This is a genomic window from Bradyrhizobium sp. A11, from assembly GCF_042077125.1.
Taxonomy (GTDB): Bacteria; Pseudomonadota; Alphaproteobacteria; order Rhizobiales; family Xanthobacteraceae; genus Bradyrhizobium; species Bradyrhizobium japonicum_B.
In genome coordinates this window covers 3,728,974-3,745,839 of the sequence record NZ_CP149509.1, presented here as the reverse complement: position 1 = coordinate 3,745,839, position 16,866 = coordinate 3,728,974, and the positions used below count along the sequence as shown (strand labels likewise).

The 16,866-nt window shown below is 65.2% G+C and carries 17 protein-coding genes; 7 read left to right on the top strand and 10 right to left on the bottom strand.

What is annotated here, in order from left to right; translation table 11 throughout:
- Positions 1 to 99 precede the first annotated feature (99 nt).
- On the bottom strand, positions 100 to 2,064 hold the full coding sequence (locus WI560_RS17440) for a hypothetical protein (protein ID WP_375304181.1): 1,965 nt from the start codon (positions 2,062 to 2,064) through the stop codon (positions 100 to 102).
- Between the two features lie 245 nt (positions 2,065 to 2,309).
- Here WI560_RS17440 and WI560_RS17435 point away from each other — a divergent pair, with 245 nt between their 5' ends.
- Both WI560_RS17435 and WI560_RS17430 read left to right on the top strand, forming a co-directional pair.
- Positions 2,310 to 4,619, top strand: a complete 2,310-nt coding sequence (locus WI560_RS17435; protein WP_375304180.1) for an NADP-dependent malic enzyme — start codon at positions 2,310 to 2,312, stop codon at positions 4,617 to 4,619.
- A gap of 287 nt (positions 4,620 to 4,906) precedes the next feature.
- Positions 4,907 to 5,359 carry a DoxX family protein gene (locus tag WI560_RS17430; RefSeq protein WP_375304179.1) on the top strand — a complete coding sequence of 151 codons (453 nt, stop codon included), beginning with the start codon at positions 4,907 to 4,909 and terminating at the stop codon, positions 5,357 to 5,359.
- A gap of 3 nt (positions 5,360 to 5,362) precedes the next feature.
- Here the strand turns inward: WI560_RS17430 and WI560_RS17425 are convergent, their stop codons facing one another.
- The 5 genes from WI560_RS17425 to WI560_RS17405 form a co-directional block, all read right to left on the bottom strand.
- A complete protein-coding gene (locus tag WI560_RS17425; RefSeq protein WP_375304178.1) occupies positions 5,363 to 6,481 on the bottom strand; it encodes a helix-turn-helix domain-containing protein in 1,119 nt (372 codons plus the stop codon).
- Positions 6,482 to 6,889: 408 nt separating this feature from the next.
- A complete protein-coding gene (locus WI560_RS17420) occupies positions 6,890 to 7,441 on the bottom strand; it encodes a dihydrofolate reductase (RefSeq protein ID WP_375304177.1) in 552 nt (183 codons plus the stop codon).
- A gap of 7 nt (positions 7,442 to 7,448) precedes the next feature.
- Positions 7,449 to 8,468, bottom strand: coding sequence for a polysaccharide deacetylase family protein (locus WI560_RS17415; protein WP_028136784.1), 1,020 nt, complete (start codon positions 8,466 to 8,468; stop codon positions 7,449 to 7,451).
- A 165-nt stretch (positions 8,469 to 8,633) separates the two neighbouring features.
- Positions 8,634 to 9,203 (bottom strand): glutathione peroxidase, encoded by a 570-nt coding sequence (locus WI560_RS17410; RefSeq protein ID WP_375304176.1) that lies wholly within the window; start codon positions 9,201 to 9,203, stop codon positions 8,634 to 8,636.
- 92 nt (positions 9,204 to 9,295) lie between these two features.
- The gene (locus WI560_RS17405) at positions 9,296 to 10,891 is read right to left on the bottom strand and encodes a L,D-transpeptidase family protein (RefSeq protein ID WP_375304175.1); all 1,596 of its coding nucleotides are present in this window, start codon (positions 10,889 to 10,891) and stop codon (positions 9,296 to 9,298) included.
- Between the two features lie 208 nt (positions 10,892 to 11,099).
- On the opposite strand from WI560_RS17405, the gene WI560_RS17400 reads away from it, so the two are divergent.
- Positions 11,100 to 11,648, top strand: coding sequence for a CreA family protein (locus WI560_RS17400; RefSeq protein WP_375304174.1), 549 nt, complete (start codon positions 11,100 to 11,102; stop codon positions 11,646 to 11,648).
- Here WI560_RS17400 and WI560_RS17395 read toward each other — a convergent pair.
- Positions 11,638 to 11,823 carry a hypothetical protein gene (locus WI560_RS17395; protein ID WP_375304173.1) on the bottom strand — a complete coding sequence of 62 codons (186 nt, stop codon included), beginning with the start codon at positions 11,821 to 11,823 and terminating at the stop codon, positions 11,638 to 11,640. The two genes, WI560_RS17400 and WI560_RS17395, sit on opposite strands and share 11 nt — an antisense overlap.
- A 12-nt stretch (positions 11,824 to 11,835) precedes the next feature.
- Complete coding sequence (locus tag WI560_RS17390; protein ID WP_375304172.1) at positions 11,836 to 12,261, bottom strand: hypothetical protein; 426 nt, start codon at positions 12,259 to 12,261, stop codon at positions 11,836 to 11,838.
- Between WI560_RS17390 and WI560_RS17385 the strand changes: the two genes are divergently transcribed.
- Together WI560_RS17385 and WI560_RS17380 are read left to right on the top strand one after the other, a co-directional pair.
- A complete protein-coding gene (locus tag WI560_RS17385) occupies positions 12,242 to 12,406 on the top strand; it encodes a hypothetical protein (RefSeq protein ID WP_375304171.1) in 165 nt (54 codons plus the stop codon). The two genes, WI560_RS17390 and WI560_RS17385, sit on opposite strands and share 20 nt — an antisense overlap.
- Before the next feature lie 34 nt (positions 12,407 to 12,440).
- Complete coding sequence (locus WI560_RS17380) at positions 12,441 to 12,806, top strand: hypothetical protein (RefSeq protein WP_257180315.1); 366 nt, start codon at positions 12,441 to 12,443, stop codon at positions 12,804 to 12,806.
- On the opposite strand, the gene WI560_RS17375 is transcribed toward WI560_RS17380, so the two are convergent.
- The gene (locus WI560_RS17375; RefSeq protein WP_135165335.1) at positions 12,807 to 13,052 is read right to left on the bottom strand and encodes a DUF6719 family protein; all 246 of its coding nucleotides are present in this window, start codon (positions 13,050 to 13,052) and stop codon (positions 12,807 to 12,809) included.
- 67 nt (positions 13,053 to 13,119) lie between these two features.
- The gene (locus tag WI560_RS17370; protein ID WP_375304170.1) at positions 13,120 to 14,592 is read right to left on the bottom strand and encodes a PLP-dependent aminotransferase family protein; all 1,473 of its coding nucleotides are present in this window, start codon (positions 14,590 to 14,592) and stop codon (positions 13,120 to 13,122) included.
- A 75-nt stretch (positions 14,593 to 14,667) separates the two neighbouring features.
- Between WI560_RS17370 and WI560_RS17365 the strand changes: the two genes are divergently transcribed.
- Both WI560_RS17365 and WI560_RS17360 read left to right on the top strand, forming a co-directional pair.
- Positions 14,668 to 15,393: a pyridoxamine 5'-phosphate oxidase family protein gene (locus tag WI560_RS17365; protein ID WP_375304169.1), complete on the top strand. Its 726-nt coding sequence runs from the start codon at positions 14,668 to 14,670 to the stop codon at positions 15,391 to 15,393.
- A 53-nt stretch (positions 15,394 to 15,446) separates the two neighbouring features.
- Positions 15,447 to 16,724 (top strand): ArgE/DapE family deacylase, encoded by a 1,278-nt coding sequence (locus WI560_RS17360; protein ID WP_375304168.1) that lies wholly within the window; start codon positions 15,447 to 15,449, stop codon positions 16,722 to 16,724.
- Positions 16,725 to 16,866 lie beyond the last annotated feature (142 nt).

Genomic DNA, 16,866 nt, shown 5'->3' with positions numbered 1-16,866 from the left:
AGCGTAGCGAAGCAATCCAGAATCTTCCCGCAGGGACAGCCTGGATTGCTTCGTCGCAAGAGCTCCTCGCAATGACGAGCAGAGAGCTGCGCTTCTCTCCTACAGCCCCGTCGATGCCTCGATCCTGAACTGCGCCAGCGCGCTGTCCGGGGCGGTCTGGATCAGCTGCATCAATTGCATCAGCGGCACCTTGGCGCGGGGCGCGAGCTTGAGGCTCAGCGTCTGTCCTGACGTCTCGACGAAGCCGGCGAGCGCATCCACCACGCCCCTCGCGTCGACGCTGGATCCCGCGATCTTCTCGCCCTGCGCGCGGATCATCTCGACGATGGCGCTACGCGCGGTGTCGCGGCGGACATTCTGCATGCGTGCGAACTGCGCCACGACCAGATCGACCACGCCGCTATCGCGCAGCGAGAGCTCGAACGCACCGGTCTCGACCTGCGCCGCCTGACCCATCGCCTGTACCGGATCGGTGGTGAACAGGCCGCGCGGCACGTTGGCGAGCGCGAGGCGGGCCTGTGCCTTGGCAAGGTTGCCGAGATCGATGGTGGCGGGCGCAAGCGCGAATGCGCCGGACGATTCCGTCCAGGCCGCGCCGAGATCGAGGTCGATCGCGAGCTTGTCCACGCCCGCCATGATCAGCGGCTGCAGCGCCGGATTGGCCGGATCGGTCGGCGTGACCATCTTGACGACCAGATTGGCCCGGCTCGGGATCGGCCCGACCAGCTGGCCCCAATTCAGGCTGATCGTGTCGATGGTGAAGAGCTGCCGCGTATTCTTGTAAGGCGACACCACCCCCTTGACCTCGGCGCCTTCGAGCACACGGAACAGGCCGAGCATTTGATCCGGCGAGGGCGGCTGCCCGGACGTCTGGAGGCTCGCCGCCCAGCGCATCAGATTCGGCATGCTGAAGGACTTCAGCGCGAAGCGCTCGATCTTGAGCTGCCCCTGCGGCAGCGGCATGTCGATGCCTTCCAGCGCGACCTTGTCCGGATCGTATTTGACGGCGCTGAGCCGCCACGTTCCTTGCGGCATCTCGACCGTCTGCTTGCCGATTTCGACCTTGCCGATCTGAAAGCCTTCGAAGAAGTCCGCCACTCTCGCGATCATGTCGCGCGACTGCGCCGGCGTCGGGATCGCGCCGTCAGCCGGCACCAGCGCGATGATTTCGGCCGGCCGGAATTTCGAGGGCCGGATGGCAATGTCGTCGAAGGTGAAGCCGTCCACCTGCATGCGCATGCCGGGCGCCGCCGTCACGACATAGGAGTTGACCGAGATGCGCCGATAGATCTTGTGAAAATTGTCGTCGTTCGATCCTTGCTGATCGAGCGCGGCTCTCACAGCGGTTGCGTCGAAATCGTAGATCGCCAGACCGGACAATTCGCCGGTCATCTTCGCGGGCTTGCCCGGTTGGGCCAGATCGATCGCATAGGTGACCCGGTCCATCTTCGCCGTTTCGATCTTGCCCCGGTTGACGTTCTGGACCGATAGACCTGAATAGACATAATCACCGCTGCCGGCATTCCTGCCCGCATCGACGTTGACTGCGAGGGTCGGCACCGCGATCTCCGACGCCGAGATGGTCGCGTATTGCGCGAGGATGAAGCGGTACATGTCGATGATTGAGCCGGACAGCGGCGAGCCGTCTGCGCGGGTCGAGCCGGAAAAATCTCGCGCGCTGATCTGCGGGATCTTGTAGTTCGCCTTCACGGTCATCCGCTCGGTGGATGTGAAGCCGACCTCGACCCCTGACGCCTCGATGCTGTCGGCCGAGAAACGGGCCTCGTCCGGCTGGCGCACACCGACGGCCGTGATCTTGGCGACCTTGAAGGTGGCGACCTGCGGTTGGGCAGGCTCGACATTGATGTCCTCGATCGTCAGCGTCCGGGTCGACAGCGCAAACGTGATCTTGCCGTGGCTGGCTTTGCTGCCGCCAGCGCGAAGCCGCTCGAAGGCCGCCTCGACCTCGCTGCTCGCCCGGTGCTGGACATAGAAATTGAAGCCGAACCACCCGCCCGCGCCGAGCGCGGCTGCCACGATCAGGCCGATCAGGATTCGCTTCATTCCGTGGCTCCAGTTGCTCTTTTGCGCCGCGCAACCTGCCATATTCGGGAAACAGCGCGCGGTCCAGGGAAAGCTTTGGTTTTCAAATATTTGAGCGCGCGCCTTGTTGATGGGCGGGCAATCGGATGTTGCCACCGGGGCACCCGGCGTGCTTCATCCCGTGTCCATGACCCGGAGATCCGGTCCGCTTGGATGGCGGCCCCGGATCGTGCATTTGAGGCCGGTAACGCGAGGCGAGACAAGGCATGTCGTCCTATTCTGATGATCTCCACCAGGCGGCGCTCGCCTACCATCGTCTGCCGCGCCCCGGCAAGCTCGAGATCCAGGCGACCAAGCCGCTTGCCAACCAGCGCGACCTCGCGCTGGCCTATTCGCCGGGCGTCGCCGCGGCCTGCACCGAGATCGCCAAGAATCCGGCCGAGGCCGCCAGCCTGACCACCCGCGCCAATCTGGTTGCCGTGGTCTCGAACGGTACCGCCGTGCTCGGCCTCGGCAATATCGGGCCGCTGGCCTCCAAGCCCGTCATGGAAGGCAAGGCGGTCCTGTTCAAGAAGTTCGCCGGCATCGACGTGTTCGACATCGAGATTGCCGCTGACACCATCGACCGCGTGGTCGAGACCGTGGCGGCGCTCGAGCCGACCTTCGGCGGCATCAATCTGGAGGACATCCGGGGGCCCGAGTGCTTCGAGATCGAGACGCGCTTGAAGGAGCGCATGAAGATCCCGGTCTTCCATGACGACCAGCACGGCACCGCCATCATTGTCGCCGCTGCCATCACCAATGGCCTCAGGCTGAACGGCAAGAAGCTGTCCGACGTCAAGATCGTGGCGTCCGGGGCAGGGGCCGCGGCCATCGCGACGCTCAATCTCCTGGTGTCGATGGGCGCGCAGCGCAAGAATATCTGGGTCTGTGACATCGACGGGCTCGTGCACGAGGGCCGCAATACGTCGATGGACCGCTGGAAGGCTGTCTATGCGCAGAAGACCGACAAGCGCACGCTCGGCGACGTCATCGGCGGCGCTGACATCTTCATCGGTCTCTCGGCACCGGGCGTGCTCAAGCCGGAAATGGCCAAGGCGATGGCGGACAAGCCGTTGATCATGGCGCTCGCCAATCCCACCCCGGAGATCATGCCGGAGGAGGCGCGAAAGGCGCGGCCCGACGCCATGATCTGCACCGGGCGCTCGGATTATCCGAACCAGGTCAACAACGTTCTCTGCTTTCCCTTCATCTTCCGCGGCGCGCTCGATGTCGGCGCCACCGCGATCAACGAGGAGATGAAGCACGCCGCGGTCGAGGCCATCGCGCAGCTCGCACGCGAGGCGCCCTCCGATGCGGTGGCGCTGGGGGTCGAGACCAACGAGATGGGCGGTTTCGGTCCGGGCTCGCTGATCCCGAGCCCGTTCGATCCGCGGCTGATCCTGCGGGTGGCGCCGGCGGTTGCGAAGGCGGCCATGGAGTCGGGTGTCGCGACGCGTCCCATCACCAATTTCGACGAATATGCCGCGCAGCTCATGCGCTTCGCGTTCCGCTCCGGCCTCGTCATGAAGCCGATGTTCGCCAAGGCCAAGACCCAGCCGGTGCGCGTGATCTACGCCGAAGGCGAGGACGAGCGCGTGCTGCGCGCCACGCAGGTGGTGCTGGAGGAGAACCTGGCGCGGCCGATCCTGGTCGGTCGTCCTTCGGTGGTGGAGGCGCGCATCAAGCGCTTCGGCCTCTCGATCCGCGCCGGCAAGGATTTCGACCTCGTCAATCCCGAGGACGATCCGCGCTACCGCTCCTACGTGCAGTCCTATGTCGAGGTCGCCGGCCGCCGCGGCGTGACGCCGGATGCGGCCCGCACCGTGGTGCGCACCAACAACACGGTGATCGCCGCGCTCGCGGTTACGCGCGGCGAGGCGGACGCCATGCTGTGCGGCGTCGAGGGCCGCTATATGAGCCATCTGCGCCATGTCCGCGAGATCGTCGGCTTCTGTCCCGGCATCAGCGACTACGCCGCGCTGGCGCTGCTGATCACGACCAAGGGCGCCTTCTTCATCGCCGACACGCAGGTTCGCCCCAATCCGAGCGCGGAGGAACTGGCCGAGATCGCATCGCTCGCCGCGGTCCACGTCCAACGCTTCAACATCAAGCCGAAGATCGCCTTCGTCTCGCATTCGGATTTCGGCAGCTACGACACCGATTCCTCGCGCAAGATGCGGCTGGCGACCCAGCTGTTGAAGGACAAGCATCCCGAGATCGAGGCCGACGGCGAGATGCAGGGCGATACCGCACTCTCCGCTGCCGCGCGAAGAATGGTGCTGCCACATTCCAAGCTGGAGGGCGAGGCCAACATCCTGATCATGCCGACGCTGGACACCGCCAACGTCGCCTATCAGATGATCAAGTCGCTGGCGGACGCGCTGCCCGTCGGCCCGATCCTGGTCGGCCCGGCGCGCCCCGCACACATCCTCACGCCGTCGGTGACCGCGCGCGGCATCCTCAACATGACAGCCGTGGCAGTGGTGGAAGCGCAGGAGCGCGCCGCAAGGCAGCAGCCGACGTTGTTTACCTGAGGGCGGGCTCTTCGCCTCTCCCCGCTTGCGGGGAGAGGCCGGATCGCATCGATAGATGCGATCCGGGTGAGGGGGACTCTCCGCGAGTCTAGCTCTCACCGCCTCCGCGGAGGCTCCCCCTCATCCCAACCCTCTCCCCGCAAGCGGGGCGAGGGAGCACACCTCCGGCGCATCGGCACTTCAATCTTTTCAAAACCCTTCTCCATTTCCCCGTTTGTAAACCGGCGCACGACTCTTCATAATCCTGCCGAGCATTCCCGCGCTTTGAGCTTGCCAAGAGGCCGATCATGCCAGCGTTCGTGACTTTCGGGCGAATTCTGTTCGCCGTGCTGTTCATCTACACGGGCGCGACCAAGCTCTTTGCCATCCAGGCGACGGCTGACTTCATCGCCACCAAGGTCGCGGTGCCCGACGTCGTCGCGCCCTATGCCAGCCAGATCGAGACCGCCACCGCCATGACCACGCCGCAGCTGCTGGCGATCGCGATAGGCGGGCTCGAGATCCTCGCAGGCCTGATGATCGCGCTGAATTTCGGCGCCCGGTTCTTCGCACTGCTGATGATCGTCTACGTCGCGGTTGCGACCGTGCTGTTCTATGACTTCTGGAACCAGGCGGCGCCCGACAATGCGAAGGTGGTGGTCGACGCGCTGAAGAACCTCTCGATCATCGGCGCATTGTTCATGCTGATGGGCTACGGCCGCACCACGCGTCCGGCCGACGCGGCCTACGGAGACGTGTAGCGATCAATCTGCACTTGGAGGCGCGATCTCGCGCATCCACCGCGAAATCGTTGCGTTGCTCGTTGCGTCCGTGCCCCGGTGCACACCGAGCAGGGCGGCTTCGCGCGCGGCGCGTGGCGTGATGCCATAGGCTGCCTTGAAAGAGCGTGTGAAATGCGCGTCGGTGCCGAGCTGCCAGCGCCGCGCGACTTCGCTGATCCTCAGGGTTCTCGCATCTGAACCGGCGAGGTCGAAGAAGGCGCGGTGCAGCCGCCGGCTGCGGATGTAGTCGGCAATGCCGCCGACCGGTGCGAACAGCCGGTACAGCGAAGCTCGGGACAGTCCGAAATGGGCCGCGATCGAGCCGGCCGACAGCTCCTCGCTGGCAAGGCCGGCTTCGATATATTGGCGAATCCGCATCAAGGATGGACCCGCCGTGACGGCACGGTCGGCGTCGGGATCGCTGCGCTCGAGCTCGTTGCGCAGGCACGCCGCCAGCAGCGAGACTGTGCCCTCGACCACCGATTGGCATTCGTCGAGGCTCATGCGCGGGGCAAATTCGAACAGGGCGGTGAGATGCCCCGCAAGCAGTCTCGCGACCACGCTGCTGCCCGGCAGGACGAGACCATGCAAATCGTCAACCCGCAGCAGATGCGTGCCGAACATCGGGCGCGGAACCACCAGCGTGACATTCTCGAAGGCCGTCGCCTTGGTCTCCAGCGTCTGCGCCAGGTCGAACAGGCAGATGTCGCCGGCGCGCACGCGGATCGGACGATCGCTGGCGATGCCGTCAAAGCCGCCCCTGAGATAGAGCTGGAGGATGATGTGGTCGACTCCGCTGCGCGCGATCGTCTCGGCGGTCCGGCGGAAGCGCTGGCCGCTGGCCCGGCTCAATCCGATCAGCACCGGCCCCATCGCGTAGGAGCTGATGTCGGCGCGGAACGGGCCCGGTTCGTCGGCGGCGAGCTCGTCGACGTCGAACAGCGTGGCGACAGCCTCCCGCCACGCCGCGACGTTGGCACTGGCCTCCATCAGGTCGGCGCGGAAGCCGAATGCCGGAAGCAGGGCTGAAATCGGCGCTGCTTCAGCGGCCGCCCCGGAGGCGTCAGTCGACCCCGTCGTCGTAATAGCGTCGTCGCTCATGGTGGTGGTCGCGTTTTGATCGTCAGTGAAGGAGGGGGAGCCGCAGCGCCGGGACAATCATGCCCGGCTGGAGGTTGATATCCGGCGAAGGGTAAGGGTTCGTTTGCGTGGAAGCCCTGCCGCCTGCGCGGCGGCAGCCGCGGACCGAAGCCGTCCGGTCTTGCGCTTTTGTCTCAGTCTATTGATGCGGTGTTTCGGAATGGTCGGCCCGTATTGACGCAGCGCCACAGAGGTTGGCTATAGCGCCATCACCGCCGTCGGGGCCGATTATCGGTTCTCGGCAGATTTGCTAGCCGGCGTTGCGCTGGCCGGCGGCGGGACCAATTTCAGCATGATATGGGCAGGGTACGGAAAGGTGTCATGATGCCGGTACTGTGCATGGGGTTGTTTTCCCGATTTTGATGCGGGCTAGCCCGGTCGCCACGGCGTCACGGTCACCTCATGCGCCGCGTCGAGCAGATACGGCGCGCCCGGCTTCAGTCCGTGCGAAGCCAGCACCTCGTGCGGCGTCCGCTGGGGCACGCCGACGAAGCAGCCTTCGCCGCCGGGCAGGCGCACATGCGGGGCTTCCGACAGCCAGAACGTGTCGTAGCGGTCCATGAATAGGTCGAACACGACGGGGCCGCCGATCACGGCGACCATGCCGGCGGCGACGTCGGCAAAGGCACACGCGTCCTCGAAGCTCGCATGTTCCGGATTCCACAGCGTCGCGTTCGGCAGTTCCGGATCGACGGTGAGCGCCTTGATCTTGCGGGTCAGGATCAGCCGCTTGCGATTCGGCGAGTTCGGCTGCTGCTCATGCGAGTTGCGGCCATGCACGATCAGCGCGGCGCGATCGAGTGCCTGCTCGAAGAACAGCTTGTCGCCCTCGAACTTCAGGCTGTCGGGCATGACGTGACCGGCGTCGGCAAGCATGCCGTCCGCCGAGACGATGACGTAGCCTTCGATCCGGACAGACAACGGCCGTCTATTCGGAAACGGTCGTCACCACGGAATTGACCGGGCGCTGGCTCACCGTTGGCAGCTTGAGGTCCTTGATCAGCTCCTGGTCGTATTCCGGCAGCGTCGAGGCCGGGAACTTGGCGCGCATCGCCACCACCTTGTAGCCGCCGGCCTTCAGCCGCTTGAGCAGCTCGGGCAGGGCCTCTGCAGTGTGCTTCTGGAAGTCGTGCATCAGGATGATGCCCTTGCCCTTGGTGTCGAGCTTCTTCATCACGGTGTCGACGATCTTCTCCGGCTTGGAGGCCTTGAAGTCGAACGAGTCGATGTCGCAGGAGAAGCTCGCGACATTGCGGTTGCCGAGATAGGTGACCATCTCCGGCGGATGCTGCAGCGCCGGGAAGCGGAAGAACGGCGCGGGCGAGATGCCGCCGAGCGCCCACTTCACCGCTGCAAAGCCCTTCTCGATCTCGTCCTTGCGCTGCGCTTCGTTGAGCTTCTTGTTGTTGAGATTGGCGTGCGACCAGGTGTGGGCACCGACGGTGTGGCCGGCGGCATAGACCTGCTTGAGGATCTCCGGCTCGTAGGTCGCGTGCTTGCCGATGATGAAGAAGATGCCGGTGGTGCATTCATCGGCCAGCGCCTTCAGCACCGCGGGCGTATTGCGCGGCCATGGGCCGTCGTCGAAGGTCAGCACCACCTCCTTGTCGCGCAGGAAGTCGAGCTCCTTGAAGTGCTCGAAGCCGAAGCCCGGACCGCCCGTGGTGTCGATCTCGACGGTGCGGGCGACACCGAGCGCGCCCGGCGTGGTGCAGGCCGCGCGTGCCGGCTGCGGTGCCTGTTTGGGCGGCGGCGGATTGACGAAGCCCGCCGGCGCGGCGCCTGCCGCGGGAGCTGCGGGCGGAGCGGCAGCAGCCGCCGCAGCCGGCGTTGCCGCCGGTGCGGCTTGCGCCGCGGCTGCGGGCTTTGCCGGGGTCTGCGACCACGCCGCGCCGGTCATGGCCAGAGATATCGCGCTTGCCAAAATCAGTCCTGCCGCCACGCGCATAATATTGTCCTCGAGATTGATCCCGTTGTTCCGCCGCGGCTTTTCGCCACCGGCAAACCATCCTGCCCCAAACCAAACCTAGCCTAGATGGTAGGCCATCGCCATTGCAACGGCTGTTTGGCACCTCGCCACGATTGTGCCCAACCCGATTGGGTGCGGCTCGCGTCAAGCGGCGGCCAGCGCCTTGGCAACGGCCGTCTTGATCCGCGTGTCGGCCGGCTCGACCGCCGAGGGAAACACGTCGGCGATATAGCCGTCGCGGCCGATCAGGTATTTGTGGAAGTTCCAGCGCGGAACTTCGCGAGGCCTCGCCTCAGCGGCCCATTTGTAGAATGGATGCGCCTTGGCGCCGACTACCGCAGCCTTGGCCGTGATCGGAAAGGTCACGCCATATTGGTGGTGCGCGGTCGCCGCGATCTCGCTGGTGCCGCCCGGCTCCTGGCCGCCGAAATCGTTGGAGGGCACGCCGATCACGGTGAAGCCGCGTTCGCGAAACTCGTTCCAGAGCTCCTGCAGGCCGGCATATTGCGGCGTGTAGCCACAGAGCGAGGCGGTGTTGACGACCAGCACCGGCTTACCGGTGAAAGCGGCGAGGCGGATGTCGTCGCCGGACAAAGCGGGGAAAGAAAAGGCATAGGCCGAGATGCGGCTCATGCCGCCATCGGCAAACGCACGCGTCGCCGGCGCGAGCACGCCCGCCAGCGCGGCGGTGAGCATGGTCCTGCGGTTCACCATGACGGCATCCCCCGAAATGATCCGGGCCGCATGTTACTCCGCGGCAGCGCCCCGCCTCGTCAACACCGCGTTATCGGACGCCGTGAGGCAGGCTAGTACAAGCGAACGATGAAGTCGGTGCCTTCGCCGGTCTCGCCCTGGTTGATGCCCTGGTCGGAGATGATGATGGAGCCGCCCGACGTCAGCATCTCGTTGATCTTCGCCATGGTGTCGGCGGGGATCGAGATGCGGTCGAGGGCCTGGGCCGGGCTGTCGGGCGTCACCACGGGCTTGGCGACGGGCTTGGCGGCGACGGGGATCACGGCAGCGCCCACCTTGCGGCGCGTGAGGCGGCTGTCGTCCTCGCGTGCCGCGGCACGGGCGGACATGGGCAGCGACACCACCGACCAACGCAGCGTATTGGAATCGGTCTTGTCGAGCTCGGCGGTGAAGACATGCGTGCCGAGCGGACGGTCGCTGGTGGCGATCGTGACCGGGACATCGAACAGCGGCGCAAAATTCTGCCGCACGTAGAGCTTGGAATCCTTGCGGCTGATGAAGACGGCGATCTGGCCGGCTCGCTTGGGGGCTTCCGGCTTCGCAGCCGGCGCCGGTTCGGCAACGCGGCTCTCGTCCTTACTGGCGTCGGGCGAGACGGCGGCCGAAGGTGCCGGTGCATCGGGTGTCTTCGCGGCGTTCGGCTTAGCCCCTTCAGATTTGGCCGGCTCGGCCTGATCGGCGGGCTTGTCCTCATTCGCAGGCTTGGCGGCTTCTTCCGATCGAGGCCTGGCCGCATCGGATGCTTCGGCCGTCCTGACCTCGTCGGCCGCGGCGGCGGCATCGTCGCGGACCGACGCATTGCCCGTCGTCACATCCGACATCACGGTGTGGCCCACGGAGGCGCGCAGCTGGAGCGCGGCATCGGCGCTGGCGGTCTTGGTTTCGATCGGCTTGGTTTCGGTCGGCTTGGCTTCGGCGGCCTTGGTTGGCGCCGTGCCCTTGTCGGCCTTGTCGCCGACATTGGTCTGCGGCTCGAGGCTGACGGTGGGCTGCGGCGGCACGCGCACGGAGGCGAGCAGGGAATGGGAGAAGTTCTGCGGCGTCATCTCGCCGGGCGCGACGATGACGCGCGCGCCCATTCTGGTCCAATTCCACATCTTCATCGCGAACGACATCGGCATGCGGATGCAGCCATGCGAAGCCGGATAGCCCGGCAATACGCCGGCATGCATGGCGACGCCGGACCAGGTGATCCGCTGCATGTACGGCATCGGCGCGCCGCTATAGAGGTTGGAACGGTGGAACTTGTGCTTCTGGATGACGCTGAACACGCCCATCGGCGTCGAATGGCCCTTCATGCCCGTCGACACCGGAGATTCCGCGAACACGCCATTGTTGTCGTAGACCGTGACCTTCTGCCGGTCGATCGAGACCACGATGACCAGCGGTCCTTGAGGCTTGGTGCCTGCTTGCTTCTCGGCGACAATCTGTTTCTTGTCGGTCGCGCTGCGCTTCTGCGGCTTTTGGCGCGGAATCTCGGGAGGCCGGCTCTGACGGGGGTAATAGGATCCGTCGGAATAATCCGTCCAATAGTAAAATGCTGCGTCTGCCTGGCTGGTCGCGCCGATCACACCCGCCGCCGTCAAGATGGCGAGCTGCCAAAGCCGCGCCGGCTTGGCCGAAAAACCCGACCCGATCACGCTGTTCATCCTCGAATCCATAATCCAAATCAGACGTTAGTCTCGCAAAGGGGATACGCGTTCACCAGCAGGGTGGTTCTGCCGTCGGCTACTTTTGTTCAAGACGTAACAAAAAAGCCTCACAGAGCGGTAAACAGCGGCCAGCTCTGGCTGCGCGTCGTCTTCCTGTCGGGCTGACGCGTTCCTACATTGCGGGGACTTGTTAGCGGAGAACTTCATGTCATCTCGTTTCCCTGGTCTTGCCGGCATCCGCTTGAAAGGCTTCGTCTTATTGCTCCTGGTCCTGGCTGTGCCGGCTGCGCCCGTCCAAGCCGCCGACGAGCCCGATCTGATCTTCCGCCGCTCCACCGTGTTCAAATGGATGAGCCCGAACGACAAGCTCGCGACCTATGGTCTCGACGATCCCGAGGTCGAGGGCGTCGCCTGTCATTTCACGGTGCCGGAGAAGGGCGGCTTCAAGGGCTGGCTGGGCCTTGCCGAGGAGGTCTCGGATATCTCGCTGGCCTGCCGCCAGGTCGGCCCGATCAAGTTCAAGAACAAGATGGAGCAGGGCGACGACATGTTCCGCCGGCGCCGCTCACTGTTCTTCAAGAAGATGCAAATCGTGCGCGGCTGCGACACCAAGCGCAACGTGCTGGTCTACATGGTCTATTCGGACCGGATCATCGAGGGCTCGCCGAAGAATTCGACCTCGACGGTGCCGATTATGCCGTGGGGACCGGCGGACGCAAACGTTCAGAAGTGCGGCGAGTTCTTCACGGACTGACGCGCTTGGCGAGATGCGAGCCGGTCAGCCGCACGAAGGCTTGCGGCGCGGCCTCGAAGCCGCGGCCGGACTGCAGCGACATCGCGCCGGCCGAGGCGACGCGGCTGGGCCGTTGACTTCCGCCGTCGGTCCGTTGCTCCGCCTCGCGCGGCGTTGCGCGATCTTGCCCCATCATGATGGCCATCCCTCAGCTGAACGCGCCCGGTGATCCCGGCGTCTCGGTTTCGATGGCTTGGGTCGCAGCCGACGCGCGCTCGGTTCGACGGCCCAGCCTTCGTTCGTCTCTCCTCTTCAGCAGAAAAACGTAAAATGCGTGTGAAGCGCGCAAGGCTGGATCGTGACGACGGCGGCGTAGCACGCGCTCATGCGCCGAATGTGGAACCTGGCAGGCCGCTTTGAGCTCCGGTGCGACCTGTCTGAAATGATTGGCTGTTTTCGAGAATTGTGTCGTCGCCTCGGAGCCGACGAAACAATTCTCAGGCAAGATGAAACCATTTTGCGCTTTTGGCGCATCACGCGCGAAACCGCCCATGGTTATCAACTTCACAACGACGAACGGCGCACCGCCGGCCACGGAATTCGGAGACGACACCATGCGCGCGCTCAGCTTCATCCTTGCTTTCGCTTTCGTGGTTGCCGGCTCCTCGTTCGCAGGCGCGCCGGATGGCAATCTCCCGGGTATCGGCACCTTCCAGTACACCGGCTCGCCGGTGACCGTTGCGACGTCGCAGCCGATCGTGGTTGCCGCGCGCTTCTGATCGACAATAAGAAAATCAGCCGATAAAGGCCGTCATGCTCGTTCGATTTTGCGCCGCTGCTTTCGTGTCCATTCTGACGATCAGCGCCGCCGAGGCGCAGGTGCGGGCGCCCTCCAGATTACCGGATCCCCGCACTGAGTTCGTGCGCCAATGCGCGCCGCGGATGCTTGGGCGCTGGGCCCATCCCGAGGAAGTCTGCGGCTGCCTGCACGACCACGCCGCGGCGGCGGTTGAGGACCGCGATCTGCGCGAAGCGTTGCTGCGCGGCATCAGCGAAACCGGCGTGCCCACCATCGAGACCGACTGGGTGCCGGCTTCGAAGCAAAGCGAGATCGGCCCGACGTTCACCAAGATCGCCAAGCCGACCTTGCAGTGCATGTTCGATCCGGCGAAGCCGTAGCTATTTCGTCTTCGGACCGTATCGCGGCACACAGGTGCTGGTGCGCGCGACGCCCTTGTCGGTCATCCTCGCTCCACGCACTTCCTTGACCTGTCCGGCGGGACAGGTTCCGTCATCCACCTGCACGCGCTGACCCAGCTTGAGATCGACGATGTCCTGCTCGCGTCCAACCGAGCCGGCATGCGCCGTCGCGGCAAGCACGATGGAGATCAGGAACGAGAGGCAGGTCGTCCGTCGTAGCAGCATGGCGAAAGATCTCGGAGACGATGCGGCAATGTAGGGACTGGCCGGCGATTCTCATAGTGAAGCTTCATCACTTGCGCCGAGCGGCTCTGGTTCCCGCGCGCAGGGCTGCGCGCGATTCCCGCGCGAGCCGTTCGGCCGAGGCTTTGAGCTGCGGAACCGCATGGCCGGAAAATCCCAGCACGAAGCCGGGCAGAGGGCGCGCGCGCGAATAGGTGTCGGCCAACAGCCAGCCTTCCGCGTCGCACGCCTGCTTGGCGCGCGCGGCCACCGACGGGTCGACCGACGGATCGAACCTGGCGACCAGATGCAGGCCTTGTGACGGCACCGGCACCGAGAGCGCGCCGTCGGAAGCGGCTTCCAGCGTTTCGGCCAGCACGTCGCGCGCCTCGCGGTAGAGCTTTCGCACCCGCTTGAGGTTTGCGGCGAATGCGCCCGAGTTGAGCATGTCGGCCACCGCGCCTTCCATCAGCGTGCCGGGGAAGCGATCGAGCGCCGCGCGCGCAGCCGTCACGTCGCCGATGAGGCGTTCGGGCAGGGCGCAATAGCCGATACGCAGGCCCGGAAACAACGTCTTGGCGAAGGTGCCGAGGTAGATGACGCGCTGGAGACGGTCGATGCCGGCGAGCGACATCAGCGGTGCGCCGTCGTAGCGAAACTCGCTGTCGTAATCGTCTTCCAGCACGAAGGCGCCGGCCTGCCTGGCCCAGTCCAGAAGCTCGAGCCGCCGCGGCATCGACATCTGCACGCCGAGCGGAAACTGATGCGACGGCGTGACGTAGGCCGCGCGCGCAGACGGCGCCGAGGCGCGGCCCTTGGCGATACGCATGCCGTGCTCATCGACGGGAACGGGCACGGCGCGATAGCCGCAATGCGTGAAGGTCTTTCGCACAGCGGGATAGCCGGGGTCTTCGCACCAGACCTGGTCGCCGGCCTTCAGGATCGCGCTCAGCACGATGCGCAGCGCATGCAGGGTGCCTGACGTCAGCATGATCTGATCGGGATCGCAGCGCAGCCCGCGCGCTGACAACAGATGATCGGCGATGGCGGCGCGCAGCTCGCGGCTGCCGCGCGGATCGCCATAATGCAGATGCTCGGACCCGAAGGCGCGCATGCGCCGGCCGACGAAAGCGCGGAACCGCTGCACGGCACGCGCGTCGATATGGGTGCAGCCGAGGGAGAATGCACCTTGCCTGGGCGCTTCGACAACCGCCTTCGGCTTGTTCGGCGCGGCCGCGCGCGCTGGGATACGCGCGGCGACGAAGGTGCCGGAGCCGACTTTGGCCTCGGCAAAGCCGTCGGCGATCAGGCGCTCATAGGCGATCACGATGGCGTTGCGCCGGAAGCCCGTCTGCCTGGCCAGCGTGCGCGAGGGCGGCAGCGGCTCGCCAGGCTTGACGAGGCCGGAAACGATCATCTCGCACAAGGCCTGATAGAGCCGGTGCGCGGCGGAGAGGCCGGCCGTGACGTGGGGGCCGGCGAGGTCGAGCGGCAGCTCCGTCTTGGCCGGTGACGGCCGGGAATTGGTCGGAATTTTTCGCATGGAATTGGAACTATCGCAGACCAAATGCGCCGCTACAACTCTTCCCGATCTCCCCTAATCCGATCAGGAGCGGCCGTGAGCCAGACCGAGACCTCGAATTCCTATCCGACATCGGCGCGCAACCAGGTGAAGCGCCGGCACGACCGCGGCTTCTACGATCACGAAACGGTCCATCGCATCCTGGATTCCTCGATGCTCTGCCACGTCTCCTACGTGATCGACGGCCAGCCCTATTGCACGCCGACCTTCTTCTGGCGCGAGGGCACCAAGCTGTACTGGCACGGTTCGAGTGCCAGCCGGATGTTGCGCAACCAGACCAAGGGCGAGCGCGTGTGCCTCACGGTCGCTCATCTCGACAGCCTCGTGCTGGCGCGCTGCGGCTTCAACCATTCCGCCGACTACCGCGCTGCGATGGCATTCGGCACCGCCTATCTCGTCACCGATCCCGCGGAGAAGGAACGCGCGGTGATCGCGATGGTCGACCGCTTCTTCCCGGATCGCACGGCGAGCCTTCGGGCCAGCACCGCCCAGGAGGTCAAGGCGACATCCTTCATCGCGATGGAGATCGAGGAAGCCTCGGCCAAGATACGCGCCAAGGGTGTTGCTGACGACGACGAGGACTACGCGTTGCCGATCTATGCCGAGCGCATCCCGGTTCGAACGGTGCTCGGCGCGCCGGAGCCGTGTCCGCGCCTGCTCGACGGCGTGAAACGCCCTGCGACACTGGACGGCTATGCCGAAGGCCGGCTGCTCGAAGATGCATTGCGGGATGCATATTTTGTGGAGTACCCGAACGGCTGAAATCGGCTAGCTTGCGCACTCCTTGGGACCATTGGAATGCCTGGAGTTGCCTGATGAATGCCGAAACGCAGCAGAGGATCCTCGACGCCGTCGATGCCGGCTTCGAAGCCCAGCTAGCCACCACGCGCGATTTCGTCGCGATCCCTTCGACCCGCGGGGCGGAGGGGCCGTGCCAGGACATGATCGGCGATCTCCTGCGCCAGCGCGGCTACGAGGTTGACGATTGGCACATCGACGTCGACGATCTCAAGGATCTGCGCGGCTTCGGCCCGATCGAGCATGATTTCTCCAAGGCGCGTTCGGTGGTGGGGACCTACCGTCCGCAAACGAATGGCGGCAAATCGCTGATCCTGCAGGGCCATTGCGACGTGGTGCCCGCTGGCCCGCTGGAATTGTGGGACACGCCGCCGTTCTCGCCGGTCATCAAGGACGGCAAGATGTTCGGCCGGGGCGCCTGCGACATGAAGTCGGGCACCATCGGCGCCCTCTATGCGCTGGATGCGATCAAGGCCGCGGGCTTCAAGCCGACGGCGCGGATCCATTTCCAATCCGTGATCGAGGAGGAGAGCACCGGTGTCGGCGCGCTCTCGACGCTGCAGCGCGGCTACCGCGCCGATGCCTGCTTCATTCCGGAGCCGACCGGCGGCAAGATGGTGCGCTCGCAGGTCGGCGTGATCTGGTTTCGCCTGCGCGTGAAGGGGCATCCGACCCATGTCGCCTTCGCCGGCTCCGGCGCCAACGCCATCATGGCGGCCTATCATTTGATCCAGGCGCTGCAGAAGCTTGAGGTCGAGTGGAACGAGCGCGCCAAGGCCGACAGGCACTTCAAGACGCTCAATCATCCCATCAACTTCAACCCCGGCATCATCAAGGGCGGCGACTGGGCCTCCAGCGTGCCGGCCTGGTGCGACGTCGACTGCCGGATCGCGGTGTTGCCGGGCTGGTCGATCGCCGATCACCAGAAGGAGATCACGGCCTGCGTCGCGGCCGCGGCGCGCAACCACCGCTTCCTCGCCAACAATCCGCCCGAGATCGAATGGTCGGGCTTCCTGTCGGAAGGCTATGAGCTGACCGACGCCGCCGCCCCCGAAGCTGCCTTCGCCAAGGCGTTCGGCAAGGTCTATGGCGGCATGCCGGAGGATCTCGTCTTCACCGCGCTCACCGACACCCGCTTCTACGGCCTCAACCACGGCATCCCCAGCCTCTGCTTCGGCGCCAGCGGCGGCGAAATGCACGGCTTCAACGAATTCGTCGACCTGGACTCGCTGAAGAAGACCACCAAGGCGATGGCGCTGTTCATCGCGGAATGGTGCGGAGTCGAGAAGGCGTAGCCGCCGCCTCAAATCGCAGCTGTCGTAGGGTGGGCAAAGGCGCGTTAGCGCCTTGCCCACGAGTTGTCTCGAACATGACCAAAGTCGTGGGCACGCTCCGCTTTGCCCACCCTACGGCACCGTGGTTGACGCGCTTGCTTGC